Source organism: Nocardioides sp. Root190 (assembly GCF_001428565.1).
GTDB lineage: Bacteria > Actinomycetota > Actinomycetes > Propionibacteriales > Nocardioidaceae > Nocardioides.
In genome coordinates this window covers 801,756-814,951 of record NZ_LMIA01000010.1, presented here as the reverse complement: position 1 = coordinate 814,951, position 13,196 = coordinate 801,756, and the positions used below count along the sequence as shown (strand labels likewise).

Below are 13,196 nucleotides of genomic sequence, written 5' to 3'. Positions count from 1 at the left end.
ACCCCCGGACTCACGTCCGGGGGTTGTCTGCTTCCCGGGGGGCGGGCGCCGGTGCGTGCTTCGGGCGTCGTACGACGTCCACGATCCGCTCCCAGGCCGCCTCCATCTCGCCCCGCCAGGTGACCAGGGAGCGCATCTCCATCCGCATCCGCGGAGTCCGCGGGTGGGCCCGGTGGGTCTTGAAGCCCACCCGGGCGAGGAATTCGGCAGGGATCACGCAGTCCGGCGTCGCTCCCCGCGGCGGGGTCCCGGTGCGTGCGAACGCCTCCACGGCGCGGATCCCGTCGCGCCCGACGAGGTCGCGGGCCATGCCCTGGACCAGCAGCCGGCCCATCCCGCTGCCGGCGTACTCCGGGCGCACCCAGCCGGTCAGCAACAACACCGCGTCGGCCGACACCGGTGCGGTGGGGAAGGCCGCCGCCCCGGGCGCGAAGGACGCCGGCGCGTAGACGAGGTGGCCGACAGGCTGGCCGTCGACGAGCGCGACCCGCCCGCAGGAGCCCCACTCACGCAGCACCTCGGAGACCCACGCCTCCTTGTCCCGGGCGCGCTCCTCGGCGTCGAGTCCCGCGCGCTGCACGGGCTCGCGCTCCCAGAACAGGCAGGTCCGGCACGGCGCATCGAGCGCGGCGAGCAGGTCCAGGGTGAGGGGCACCGTCGTCCGGGACATCGCAGCTTCCTCCCTGCGCCACCGGAGGCGGGGAATTCGGGTGGCGCCCACCTGCGAGAATGCTCCTCGTGAGGAAGATCCGCCAGAGCAAGAAGCTGCGCAACGTCCGGTACGACGTCCGGGGACCCATCCTGGTCGAGGCCCAACGACTCGAGGCAGAGGGTCACAAGATCCTCAAGCTGAACATCGGGAACCCGGCGCCCTTCGGCTTCGAGGCACCCGAGGCGATCCTCGCCGACATGATGCACCACCTGCCCGAGGCCCAGGGCTACAGCGACTCGCGCGGCATCTACTCCGCGCGCACGGCCGTGGCGCAGTACTACCAGTCGCGTGGGCTCAAGGACACCGACGTCGAGGACGTCTTCATCGGCAACGGCGTCTCGGAGATGATCTCCATGGTGCTGCAGGCCTTCCTGGACGACGGCAACGAGATCCTCGTGCCTGCACCCGACTACCCGCTGTGGACCGGCGCCGTCTCGCTGTCCGGCGGCACTCCCGTGCACTACCGCTGCGACGAGAACGACGGCTGGATGCCGGACCTGGCCGACATCGAGTCGAAGATCACCGAGAACACCCACGGCCTGGTGATCATCAACCCCAACAACCCCACGGGTGCCGTCTACAGCAAGGAGATGGTCCACAAGCTCGTCGACATCGCCCGTCGCCACCAGCTGGTCGTGTTCGCGGACGAGATCTACGAGAAGATCCTGTTCGACGACGCCGTGCACCACCACGCCGCCGCGGCCGCGGGCAACGACGTCCTCTGTCTCACCTTCAGCGGCCTCTCCAAGGCCTACCGGGTCTGCGGCTACCGCGCCGGCTGGGTGATGGTCTCAGGTCCCAAGGAGCTCGCCGAGGAGTTCCTCGAGGGGCTCACCCTCGTGTCCAACATGCGTATGTGTGCCAATGTGCCGGCGCAGCATGCGATCCAGACCGCACTGGGCGGCTACCAGTCGATCAACGAGCTGATCGTTCCGGGCGGGCGCTTCTACGAGCAGTCGATGCTCGCCGACCGTCTGCTCAACGACATCCCGGGCGTCTCCTCGGTGCGTCCCCGCGGCGCGCTGTACTGCTTCCCGCGCCTGGACCCCGAGGTCTACGCCATCGAGGACGACGAGCAGTTCGTCATCGACCTGCTGCGCGCGAAGAAGATCCTCGTCACCCACGGCACCGGCTTCAACTGGTTCGAGCCGGACCACTTCCGGTTGGTGACCCTGCCCGATGTGGACATGCTCGAGGAGGCCATCGGCCGGATCGCGGAGTTCCTCGCCACCCGTCGCTGACACACTGGGCGCATGCGCGACATCACCTACCCGCCCGTCATCGTCACCGCCAAGGTCCTCTTCAGGGTCCTCGGCCAGCGGTTCCAGCTCTCCGGCACGGAGAACGTGCCGCGCAAGGGTGGGGCCCTGCTGGCGATCAACCACACCGGCTACGTCGACTTCGTCTACGGCGGCCTGGGTGCCAACCCCTCCAAGCGACTGGTTCGGTTCATGATCAAGCGGGAGATGATGGATGCCCCCGGGGTGGGGCACCTGCTGCGCTCCTTCCACCACATCACCGTCGACCGCTCGGCCGGTGCCCAGTCGATGCTGGACGCCAAGGCCTACCTCGAGGCCGGGGAGGTCGTGGGGATCTATCCCGAGGCCACCATCTCCCGTTCCTTCGAGATCAAGGAGCTCAAGGTGGGGGCGGTCAAGATCGCCGCCGAGACCGGTGTGCCACTGATCCCGATGATCGTGTGGGGCGCGCACCGGCTGATGACCAAGGACCACCCGCGCGACTTCGCGCGCAAGCGCAAGACGATCGCGGTCAAGGTCGGTGAGCCGATGTATCCCACCGGCGAGGACCTGCAGGCGGAGACAGCGGCTCTGCGTGCGGCGCTGCAGCGGCTCCTCGACGAGGTGATCGCGGAGTACCCGGAGGACGAGAAGGCTCCCGGGTCCTGGTGGACGCCCGCCCGCTTCGGCGGATCAGCCCCCACCCCGGATCAGGCCGACGAGTTGGACAAGGCCGAGCTGCGCGAGCGCGCCGCGAAGCGCAAGGCGAAGGCCGCGGAGAAGAAGGCCGGCAAGTAGCGCACCGGACCATCGCTACGGCGCCCGGACGGATGTTTCCCGTGAAACAACGGCGCTTCTGAGACAGAAGTGACAAAGCGACATGTCCCCAAAGGGACATGTCGCTTTGTCGATATTGGGAGCGGCTCGCGCCGTACTCAGATCGGGCGGTCGCTGCGGTTGCGCGGGTCGATCAGGTCCACGATGCGCTGGAGGTCGCCGGTGTTGGCGAACTCGATGCTGATCTTGCCCTTGGCCTTGCCGAGGTCGATCTTGACCCGGGTCTCCAGGCGGTCTCCCAGCCGCTCGCCGAGCTCTGCCAGACCGGGAGCCCTGGGCTTGGCACGCTGCGGACGGGGCGGGGCGCCGCCGAGCTCACCGACCGCGACGATCTCCTCGAGGCCGCGTACCGAGATGCCCTCGGCCACGACCCGCTGGGCGAGCCGGTCCTGGAGCTCGGCGTCAGGCACCCCGAGCAGGGCGCGGGCGTGCCCTGCGGACAGCACGCCGGCAGCGACGCGCCGCTGGACCGCGGGGGACAGCTTGAGCAGCCGCAAGGTGTTGCTGATCTGCGGGCGCGAGCGGCCGATCCGCTGGGCCAGCTCGTCATGGGTGCAGGAGAAGTCCTCGAGCAGCTGGTGGTAGGCCGCAGCCTCCTCGAGCGGGTTGAGGTTGCTGCGGTGCAGGTTCTCCAGGAGCGCGTCCCGGAGCATGTCGGTGTCCTCGGTCTCGCGCACGATGGCCGGGATCACGGCGAGCCCGGCGAGCTGGGTCGCGCGCCACCGGCGCTCGCCCATCACCAGCTCGTACGCATCGGCGGCCGTGCGGCGGACCACGACGGGCTGGAGGAGGCCGATCTCCTTGATCGAGTGGACCAGTTCGGCCATCGCGTCCTCGTCGAAGACGGTCCGCGGGTTCACGGCATTGGGTCGGATCTGCTCGACAGGCAGCTCGGCGAAGTAGGCGCCCTCGACGGCCCTCAGACCCGAATCGGCGCTCTGAGCGCCGCTCGTGGGGCCGGTGGACCCCAGGTCCGCCGAACCGCTGGGAGGCGCTCCAGCGGAAAGGTCCGAATTGTGAGCATCCGGGTTGACAGAGGAGCCCGAGGGCGACTCGGATCCGGGTGCCGGCACGGGGGTCGGGGGAGCCGTCGGGATCAACGATCCGAGACCTCGACCCAGGCCCCGACGGGGGGCGTTCGCGTTCACTGGAGACTCCCTCGCACGACGATTTCGCGGGCTGCTTCGAGGTAGCTCAGCGCCCCGGGTGAACCCGGATCGTAGGTCATCACGGTCTGCGCGTACGACGGTGCCTCGGACACCCGGACCGAGCGCGGGATGGCCGTCTTGAGCACCTGGTCCCCGAAGTGCTCGCGCACCTCCTGGGCGACACCTGCCGCCAGCCGCGTGCGGGCGTCGTACATCGTCAGCAGGATCGTCGACACCGCGAGGTCGGGGTTCAGGTGCGCCCGGACCATGTCGACGGTCGCGAGGAGCTGGCCCAGCCCCTCCAGGGCGTAGTACTCCGCCTGGATCGGGATCAGCATCTCGGCACCCGCGACGAGGGCGTTGAGGGTCAACAGACCCAGCGACGGGGGGCAGTCGATGAAGACGTAGTCGAAGCGCTCCTCACCGATGGCCTGCGCCGTCCCCACCCGGGGGTGGGCGTCGATCGCCTTCTTGAGCCGCTGCTCACGGGCGACCACGCTGACAAGCTCGATCTCGGCACCCGCCAGGTCGATGGTCGCGGGGACGACCCAGAGTCCCGCGGCATCGGGGCACGGCTTGGCCAGGTCGACGATCGAGAGCCCATCGACGAGCAGCTCGTAGGTCGAGGGGGTGCCCTGGCGGTGCTCGATGTTGAGCGCCGTGGAGGCATTGCCCTGGGGGTCGAGGTCGAGCACCAGCACGCGCTGGCCGAGCTGGGTCAGCGCGGCGGCCAGATTGACGGTCGAGGTCGTCTTGCCGACCCCGCCCTTCTGGTTGGCGACCACGAAGACGCGGGTCTCCGAGGGACGGCTCAGCTGCTCCTGCGGGATGCCCGCGCGCACCAGGACCGTGGCCTGAGCGGCGCGCGCCAAGGGCGTCTGGTCGTCCTCGAAGCCGGCCGAGTGCTCGGCGAGCTGCGCGGCCGTGCGGAAGCCGCCGGTCACCGGCGGGGCTGTTTCACGTGAAACGAGGGACGGCTCTGGGGGAGTGGTTTCACGTGAAACGTCACTGCTCCCACCAGATCCGCCAGGACCGCTGTCCTGTGGATAACTAGGGCCAGGCTGTGGATGCTCACGCTCAGCACCCCCACCTCCACCGGTGGAAAACTCCTCAGGGGACGACCCGTCGGTCACGACTTCCTCCTCTTGTTCCGGTCGCGGGAAGGACGCGATCCCCGAGGATCGCGCTGCGTCCGGGACGGCAACGATACGCGGGCCGGGTCGGCCCAGGTGACCCGCACGATGCGGATCGGGTGCACAACTTCAGGGTCGGCACCGGGGAGACCCAACGTCTCCACCGATGGCTCGGCGCAGCGCAGCTTCTTCAGCACGGCGCGGGCCTGCTCGATCTCCTCGGCCACGGAACTGCCCTTCATCGCCATGAGGACGCCCTCCGGCGCGACGAGCGGCATCGACCAGGCAAGGAGTCGGTCCAGCGGCGCCACGGCACGCGAGGTGACGACGTCATAGGTCTCCTGGCCGTGCAGGGCGTCAGCGCGGCCGCGGACCACGATCACGTTGCCCAGGCCCAGGTCCGCGACGACCTCCTCCAGGAAGGTCGTACGGCGCAGCAGCGGCTCGATCAGGGTGATCGTGATGTCCGGCCGGGCGATCGCCAGGACCAGGCCCGGCAGACCGGCTCCGGAGCCGATGTCGGCCACCCGGGCATCCCCGGGCAGGGCCGGCGCCAGGAGGGCGCAGTTGAGCAGGTGACGCTCCCACAGGCGGGGAGCCTCGCGGGGACCGATGAGCCCCCGGACCACACCGTCACCGGCGAGGCGCTCGGCAAAGGCCTGCGCGATCTCGAGCCGGTCGGCTGGGAAGAGTGAACGGGCTGCCTCGGGTGCGGTCACCGGGACAGCAACCACCCCCGGGTCCGCCGGATCCTGAGGATCCGGGGACACCGGGGGCGGAGATGCTTCGTCGTGTTTCACGTGAAACGTCGCGTGGCTCGCGGGAACGCTCAGGCGTCCGCGGGCAGCACGACGACGTAACGACGCGGCTCGACACCGGCGGACTCCGAACGGAGCCCGGCAGCAGCAACCGCGTCGTGCACGATCTTGCGCTCGAAGGGGGACATCGGGTCCAGCGAGACCGGCTCGCCGGACTCAGCGACCTGCGCGGCCGTCTGCGCGCCCAGGACCGTCAGGCGCGAGCGCTTGTCGGCGCGGAAGCCGGAGATGTCCAGCATCAGGCGGGAGCGCTCGCCGGTCTCGCGGTAGACCGCTAGGCGGGTGAGCTCCTGCAGGGCCTCGAGCACCTTGCCGTCCGAGCCGACCAGCTGGCTCAGCTCGGCGCCGACGATCGACACGGCAGCGCGGTCGGCCTCGACGTCGATGTCCAGGTCGCCGTCCAGGTCGGCGATGTCGAGGAGCTCCTCGAGGTAGTCCGCCGCGATGTCGCCCTCCTGCTCGAGGCGAGCCACCAGGCTCGTCTCGCCAGCGGCCGCGTCCGTGCCGTCGGTGTCGGTGTCGGTGTCGTCAGTGGACTCCGGGGCGTCGGTGTCGACGACCTCGTCGTGCCCGGTCAGTTCTTCGGTCTCAGCGCTCATTGCCGTCTTCCTCGTTCGTGGTCTCGTCCTGCCCGGTGCCTGATTCCTTCTTCGCCAGGTTCACCGGGTTGCTCTTGGGGGTGCTCGGGGCAGTCTTGCGCTGCGCCCGGGTCTGCTTCTTCGGCTGCTGACGGGCCGCGGGACGACGCTCCGGCTCGGGAGCCTCCTCCACCGCCACCGCAGCCTCAGGGTGCCCGTGGCGGGCCGCCTTGGCCTTGTCACGGTCCTGCTTGGCCTTGGCCGCCGGCGTACCGGGAGCAGGGTTGTTGCGGATCACGTAGAACTGCTGGCCCATCGTCCACAGGTTCGAGGTCGTCCAGTACAGGAGGACACCGATCGGGAAGGCGACGCCACCGAGGCCGAAGGCCACGGGAAGGATGTAGAGGAGCATCTTCTGCTGCTGTGCGTACGGACCGGTCATCGCCTCGGCCGGCATGTTCTTGGCCATCAGCTGGCGCTGCGTGGTGAAGGTCGTCGCGGTCATGGCCAGCACCAGGATCAGGGCCACGATCATGACCAGGCCGTGCGGCTCGGGGCCCCAGGTGCGCGCGCCCCAGAAGGAGTCGGCGATCGGGATGGCGCCGAAGATCTCGGAGTCACCGAACTGCTTGGCGCGGGTCGCGTCCAGGAAGCCGTGCGCCTTGTCCGAGCGCGCGGCCTGGTCGAGGAGGCGGAAGAGCGCGAAGAAGATCGGCATCTGCAGCAGGATCGGCAGACAGGACGCGAACGGATTGGTGCCCGCGTCCTTGTAGAGCTTCATCGTCTCCTCGGCCAGCTTCTGCCGGTCGTGGCCGTACTTCTTCTGCAGCTCCTTCACCTTGGGCTGCAGCAGCGCCATGTTGCGGCTCGACTTGATCTGCTTGACGAACAGCGGGATCAGCGCCGCGCGGATCACCAGCGTCAGGCCGATGATCGACAGCGCCCAGGACAGGCCGCCGCTGGGGGAGAGCCCGAGCGCCGTGATCAGCTCGTGCCAGCCGATCAGCACCGCCGAGATGATGTAGTACAGCGGCACCATGATGAAGTGGCCGATGTCGCCGATGATGCCCACGAATCAGGCTCCTTGCTGGGATGGCGGACCGCCGGCGGACGCCGGCAGGAGAACGGTGGAGCGCTCGTCACGCTCGGGGGAGTGCTCGTGACGGTGCCGGCGCGGCGGCACGTGGTCGACCCCACCGGGGGACCACGGGTGGCACCGCAGCAGACGCCGCACGGCGAGCCAGGTGCCCTTGAACGCACCGTGCACCTGCAACGCCTCGACGGCGTAGGCCGAGCAGGACGGGTAGTAGCGACAGCTCGGCGCGAGCAACGGACTGATCAGCAGCTGGTAGGCGCGCACGAACCCGATCAACAGCCACTTCATCGGGCCTCCAACCGACGTTCACTTGCGACACCCACGCGTTGCAGACAACGGTCGAGCTCGGCCACCAGTTCCGGGTACGACGCGGTCGCGGCACCCGGTTGTGCGCGGACGACCAGCACAGCACCCGAGGGGAGCAGGGTGATCCGCTCACGCAGCGCGTGCCGGAGCCGGCGCTTGACGCGGTTGCGGACCACGGCCACACCGACCGCCTTGCTCACCACGAAGCCGACCTGCGCAGGGTTCCCGGATACGCCAAGGACCTGTTGCTCGTCGGGGAGCAACAGGTGCGTGACGATCATGCGAGAGCCGGCCCGTTGACCACGGCGGCTGGCGGCCCGGAACGAGTCCGGGTCCCTCAGCCGGTGGTCGGCGTCGAGCATCGGGTCAGCCCCGCGGGTTCCGCTGGGCGGTCAACCCGGGCGCCCGGCTGTCCTCAGACGGACAGGCTCGAGCGGCCCTTCCGGCGGCGGTTCGCCAGGATGGACCGGCCTGCGCGGGTGCGCATGCGCAGTCGGAAACCGTGAACCTTGTGGCGACGACGGTTGTTGGGCTGGTAGGTCCGCTTGCTCACGAATCGGCCTTTCAAGTGCAATGATCGGGAAGGGTCGGCGGCTGCCTGGCGCAGCTCCCTTGCAGGTGCTGCGAGACGTGTCGGCCGGCACCGCGCAGCCACGATGATCCAGACACTGCCTGGCTTCGTGGACATGCGGCACCGGTCGACGCCGGTTGACCAATCAACGGTACGCGCAGGCCGGATCGCGGGTCAAACCGCGGGGCCCCGGCGCCCGCTCGGATGTGACCCATCGCCCAATTCCCACCGACGGTGGCAAAACCTGTGGATAGCGGGTTGATCCACAGGGTGATGCACAGTTAGGTTCGACCGATCCGGGTTTTCCCCGCCCGCTCCGCAGCACCCTCACCCCCGGGTTCGCGCCACCCCCCAGTTCGTTGCCATCGTGCCTCTGACCTGCGCAAACTTCGAAACTCGAGGACAAACGGACGGTCTCGGGCCAGCGTCATCGGCCCGATGATGCAATTGTTCACAACCTGTGGACAAACTTGTGGAGCCAGACCAACAGCGAGAGGTGTGAGGCGTGACCGGCAACCCGGATCTGCCCCCGAACCAGGGCGCCAGCCAGAGCGAGCCGAGCCCGGACGACACCATGGCCCGGCTCGAGCACGAGTGGGCCACGGTGGTCGCCGACCTGCAGGCGCACCAGCGCGCCTGGCTCCAGGCGAGCAAGCCGGTGACGCTGCACGGCACGACCGCCATCGTCGCCGTTCCCGACGACTTCACCCGCAAGCGCCTCGAGGGTCGGCTGCGCGGACAGCTCGAGGACGCGCTCACCGAGCGCTTCGGGCACGAGGTCCAGCTCGCCGTCACGGTCGACGCCTCCCTGCACCACGAGCCCGGGTTCGACTCGCGTTCCTACGAGACGCCGACCTACGACGACGCGCCGAGCTACGAAGCGACCTACGAGCAGCCCGGCTACGCCGCCCCGGCCGTCGAGCCGAAGAGCGACATGTCGACAAAGCAACAGATCGACACGCCGCCGTACGGCGCTCCTCAGCGCTCCGCTGCCCCCGCCTTCGACACCGGGTACGACGCCCCCGAGCGTCCCGCCGTCATCCCGGCCCCCGCGGCCACCGCAGCCGGGGAGACGAGGCTCAACCCGAAGTACACCTTCGAGACGTTCGTCATCGGATCGTCCAACCGCTTCCCCCACGCGGCAGCCGTCGCCGTGAGCGAGGCGCCGGGCAAGAGCTACAACCCACTCCTGGTCTACGGGGAGTCCGGACTCGGCAAGACGCACCTCCTGCACGCGATCGGGCACTACGTCCGCACGATCTACGCCGGCAGCAAGGTGCGGTACGTCTCCAGCGAGGAGTTCACCAACGAGTTCATCAACGCGATCCGCGACGACCGGCAGGACCGGTTCAAGCGGAAGTACCGCGAGGTGGACGTGCTCCTCATCGACGACATCCAGTTCCTGGCGGGCAAGACCCAGACCCAGGAGGAGTTCTTCCACACCTTCAACACGCTCCACAACGCGAACAAGCAGATCGTGCTGACCTCCGACCGCCCACCCAAGGCGCTCGAGGCGCTCGAGGACCGGCTGCGCAACCGTTTCGAGTGGGGCCTGATCACCGACGTCCAGGCGCCCGACCTCGAGACGAGGATCGCGATCCTGCGCAAGAAGGCCGCGATGGACCGCCTCACCGCGCCCTCCGACGTCCTCGAGTTCATCGCCAGCAAGATCCAGACGAACATCCGCGAGCTCGAGGGAGCCCTCATCCGGGTCACGGCCTTCGCCAACCTCAACCGCCAGGACGTCGACATGACGCTGGCCGAGATCGTGCTCAAGGACCTCATCCCCGACGGCGGCGAGCCCGAGATCACCGCGCCGCTGATCATCGCGCAGACGGCGGCCTACTTCGGGCTCTCGATCGAGGAGCTCACCGGCCCCAGCCGCGGACGCCACCTGGTGATGGCGCGGCAGATCGCGATGTACCTGTGCCGCGAGCTCACCGGGCTGTCGCTGCCCAAGATCGGCGCCCAGTTCGGCAACCGCGACCACACGACCGTCATGTACGCCGAGCGCAAGATCAACCAGTTGCTCGGTGAGCGTCGTGCGGTGTTCAACCAGGTCTCCGAGCTCACCAACCGCGTCAAGATGCAGGCCCGTCAGGGCTAACTGTCTGCGCGAGCGCGTCTTCGCTCCGATGGGGGCAGCAAGCTGCCGGAGCTTCGCTCTCGCCGCGCTGCCACGCGCGCGGTTGGCTTGGGTGCGACCGGCGATGGCATGGCGGCCACATGACGGCGATGGGCCCGGGCGCGAGCGCGTCTTCGCTTGTTTCCTTGTCGTTCCGGCCTGTGGAGAACTAGGGCCAAACTGTGCGAACTACACGGGGAGGATTCCGTGGAGCGCACAGGGCGGAACCACACAACCGATCCGTCCTCCCCAGGCCCACCCCGTCGGACCCGATTTCATCCACACCCTTCATCCACCGGTGAAACCACGGCTGACCTGCAACGACACGAGTTCTCCACAGTTTCCACCGATGCTATGACCACTCCCTACGTATCCATGTCCCCTCGATTCGCAGAACAACTCCCGGGCCCCGACCTGTGGATTGACCCGAGCACCGCACGAATCCCACGCCCTGCTCTGCCTCCCGCTGGTCCCACGGGCCGGAGTGACGTGGCAGGATGCAACCCCCGACCGATCCAGTGATGAGGTACGACGTGAAGTTCCGTGTCGACCGCGATGTCCTCGCGGACGCCGTTGCCTGGGCCGCCCGCAGCCTTCCGGTGCGTCCCAGCGCCCCTGTGCTCGCCGGCCTGCTCATCGAGGCCAGCGACGAGGGCCTGGTCCTCTCGACCTTCGACTACGAGACCTCGGCCCGCGCCACGCTCGCTGCCGAGGTCAACGACGAGGGCAAGGCACTGGTGAGCGGTCGACTGCTGGCGGACATCTGTCGCAGCCTCCCGAACAAGCCGGTCGAGCTGACGCTCGAGGGCACCCGCGTCTCGCTCACGTGCGGTTCGTCGCGGTTCTCGCTCCAGACGATGCCGGTCGAGGACTACCCGACGATCCCGGAGATGCCTGCTGCCACCGGCACCGTGCCGAGCGAGGCATTCGCGCACGCGGTCGCCCAGGCCGTCACGGCTGCCGGCCGCGACGACATGCTCCCGGTGCTGACCGGCGTGCGGCTGGAGATCGAGGGCGACACGATCGCACTTCTCGCCACCGACCGCTTCCGCCTCTCGCAGCGTGAGCTCACCTGGAACCCCGGGCAGCCCGATGCCACCCTCGCCGCCCTGGTGCCGGCGAAGGTGCTGGGCGACACCGCGAAGTCCCTCACCGCCGGACCCGAGGTCACCATCGCGCTGTCCGCCTCCGGCGCCGGCGACGGCATCATCGGTTTCGAGGGCACCGGGCCGGGCGGCGTGCGTCGTACGACCACACGCCTGCTCGACGGTGAGTTCCCCAAGGTCCGCAGCCTGTTCCCGAGCGAGAAGCTCACCATCGCCAAGATCGACCGGGCCGAGCTGATCGAGTCGGTCAAGCGCGTCTCGCTCGTCGCCGATCGCAACACCGCGGTCCAGCTGAGCTTCCGTGACGGTGCCCTGATCCTCGACGCCGGCTCCGGCGACGACGCCCAGGCCTCCGAGTCGGTCGCTGCGCAGATCGAGGGCGAGGACCTGGTCACCGGGTTCAACCCGTCGTTCCTGCTCGACGGCCTCGGCGCGATCGATGAGCCGGTCGTCGAGCTCGCCTTCACGCAGGCCTCGAAGCCCGTCGTCATCAGCGGCACCGGGGACGAGGCTGCCGGCGAGAACAGCGGATCCTTCCGCTACCTGCTCATGCCGCGTCGCCTGCTCAGCTGACCCACCGCCACCCACCTCCCGTTAGGGTCGTCGCATGGACATCGGACTCGTCGGACTCGGCAAGATGGGCGGCAACATGCGCACCCGGCTGCGCAATGCCGGGCACACGGTTGTCGGCTACGACCGCAACCCGGACCTCGCGGATGTCCCGAGCCTGGCTGCGCTCGTCGACGCACTGCCGTCGCCGAAGGTGGTCTGGGTGATGGTGCCGGCCGGTGACCCGACGCGTTCGACGATTGCCGAGCTCAAGGACCTGCTCGGTGAGGGCGACCTGGTGGTCGACGGCGGCAACTCCAAGTACACCGACGACGCGATCAACGCCGCCTCGCTCGCCGAGAAGGGCATCGGGTTCGTCGACTGCGGCGTCTCCGGTGGTGTGTGGGGTCTCGAGAACGGCTACGCACTCATGTTCGGCGGCGCCGCCTCGGACGTCGCCAAGGTGCAGCCGGCCTTCGACGCCCTCAAGCCGGACGAAGGCGGACTGGTCCACGCCGGCTCCACGCCCGGTGCCGGCCACTTCGCCAAGATGGTTCACAACGGCATCGAGTACGCGATGATGCAGTCCTACGCCGAGGGCTGGGAGCTGCTCGAGAAGGTCGACATCGTCGAGAACGTCCCGGAGGTCTTCGACTCCTGGCGCAGCGGAACGGTCATCCGGTCCTGGCTGCTCGACCTGCTCACCGAGGCGATCACCGACGACACCCACCTCGACCAGTTGCGCGGGTACGCCGACGACTCGGGTGAGGGACGCTGGACCGTCGAGGCCGCCATCGAGAACGCCGTCCCGATGCACGTCATCGCCGCCTCGCTCTTCGCCCGGTTCACCTCGCGACAGGACGACAGCCCGGCGATGAAGGCGATCGCCGCGATGCGCAACCAGTTCGGCGGTCACGCCGTGCACACCGACCCGCCTCCGGGCGGCGAGGCCAATCCCGATCTCTGACGGGTGAGAATG

Annotated in this window: 14 protein-coding genes; 5 read left to right on the top strand and 9 right to left on the bottom strand. The window is 68.8% G+C overall.

Features of this window, described 5'->3' with window-relative positions; genetic code table 11:
• Positions 1-10: 10 nt before the first annotated feature.
• Positions 11-670, bottom strand: a complete 660-nt coding sequence (locus tag ASE01_RS16650; protein WP_056754386.1) for a GNAT family N-acetyltransferase — start codon at positions 668-670, stop codon at positions 11-13.
• Between the two features lie 59 nt (positions 671-729).
• Here ASE01_RS16650 and ASE01_RS16645 point away from each other — a divergent pair, with 59 nt between their 5' ends.
• Together ASE01_RS16645 and ASE01_RS16640 are read left to right on the top strand one after the other, a co-directional pair.
• Positions 730-1,953 carry a pyridoxal phosphate-dependent aminotransferase gene (locus ASE01_RS16645; RefSeq protein WP_321164136.1) on the top strand — a complete coding sequence of 408 codons (1,224 nt, stop codon included), beginning with the start codon at positions 730-732 and terminating at the stop codon, positions 1,951-1,953.
• 12 nt (positions 1,954-1,965) lie between these two features.
• Complete coding sequence (locus ASE01_RS16640) at positions 1,966-2,748, top strand: lysophospholipid acyltransferase family protein (protein ID WP_056754384.1); 783 nt, start codon at positions 1,966-1,968, stop codon at positions 2,746-2,748.
• 137 nt (positions 2,749-2,885) lie between these two features.
• On the opposite strand, the gene ASE01_RS16635 is transcribed toward ASE01_RS16640, so the two are convergent.
• The 8 genes from ASE01_RS16635 to rpmH form a co-directional block, all read right to left on the bottom strand.
• On the bottom strand, positions 2,886-3,935 hold the full coding sequence (locus tag ASE01_RS16635; protein ID WP_056754382.1) for a ParB/RepB/Spo0J family partition protein: 1,050 nt from the start codon (positions 3,933-3,935) through the stop codon (positions 2,886-2,888).
• Positions 3,932-4,879 (bottom strand): ParA family protein, encoded by a 948-nt coding sequence (locus ASE01_RS16630; protein WP_321164135.1) that lies wholly within the window; start codon positions 4,877-4,879, stop codon positions 3,932-3,934. The genes ASE01_RS16635 and ASE01_RS16630 overlap by 4 nt, the downstream gene beginning before the upstream one ends.
• Positions 4,880-5,064: 185 nt before the next feature.
• Complete coding sequence (gene rsmG, locus ASE01_RS16625) at positions 5,065-5,787, bottom strand: 16S rRNA (guanine(527)-N(7))-methyltransferase RsmG (RefSeq protein ID WP_235536054.1); 723 nt, start codon at positions 5,785-5,787, stop codon at positions 5,065-5,067.
• Between the two features lie 110 nt (positions 5,788-5,897).
• Positions 5,898-6,485 carry a protein jag gene (locus ASE01_RS16620; protein ID WP_082606122.1) on the bottom strand — a complete coding sequence of 196 codons (588 nt, stop codon included), beginning with the start codon at positions 6,483-6,485 and terminating at the stop codon, positions 5,898-5,900.
• Complete coding sequence (gene yidC, locus ASE01_RS16615) at positions 6,475-7,503, bottom strand: membrane protein insertase YidC (RefSeq protein WP_414858536.1); 1,029 nt, start codon at positions 7,501-7,503, stop codon at positions 6,475-6,477. Before yidC ends, ASE01_RS16620 begins: the two co-directional genes overlap by 11 nt.
• Before the next feature lie 36 nt (positions 7,504-7,539).
• Positions 7,540-7,848 (bottom strand): membrane protein insertion efficiency factor YidD, encoded by a 309-nt coding sequence (gene yidD / locus ASE01_RS16610; RefSeq protein ID WP_082606120.1) that lies wholly within the window; start codon positions 7,846-7,848, stop codon positions 7,540-7,542.
• Positions 7,845-8,228, bottom strand: coding sequence for a ribonuclease P protein component (rnpA, locus tag ASE01_RS16605; protein WP_056754375.1), 384 nt, complete (start codon positions 8,226-8,228; stop codon positions 7,845-7,847). The genes yidD and rnpA overlap by 4 nt, the downstream gene beginning before the upstream one ends.
• A gap of 53 nt (positions 8,229-8,281) precedes the next feature.
• Positions 8,282-8,419, bottom strand: coding sequence for a 50S ribosomal protein L34 (rpmH, locus tag ASE01_RS16600; protein WP_056754372.1), 138 nt, complete (start codon positions 8,417-8,419; stop codon positions 8,282-8,284).
• A gap of 592 nt (positions 8,420-9,011) precedes the next feature.
• On the opposite strand from rpmH, the gene dnaA reads away from it, so the two are divergent.
• From dnaA to gnd, 3 genes are all read left to right on the top strand, one after another.
• On the top strand, positions 9,012-10,544 hold the full coding sequence (gene dnaA, locus ASE01_RS16595; protein ID WP_056754937.1) for a chromosomal replication initiator protein DnaA: 1,533 nt from the start codon (positions 9,012-9,014) through the stop codon (positions 10,542-10,544).
• A gap of 551 nt (positions 10,545-11,095) precedes the next feature.
• Positions 11,096-12,241: a DNA polymerase III subunit beta gene (gene dnaN / locus ASE01_RS16590; protein ID WP_056754935.1), complete on the top strand. Its 1,146-nt coding sequence runs from the start codon at positions 11,096-11,098 to the stop codon at positions 12,239-12,241.
• A 34-nt stretch (positions 12,242-12,275) separates the two neighbouring features.
• Positions 12,276-13,184, top strand: coding sequence for a phosphogluconate dehydrogenase (NAD(+)-dependent, decarboxylating) (gnd, locus tag ASE01_RS16585; protein WP_056754369.1), 909 nt, complete (start codon positions 12,276-12,278; stop codon positions 13,182-13,184).
• Positions 13,185-13,196 lie beyond the last annotated feature (12 nt).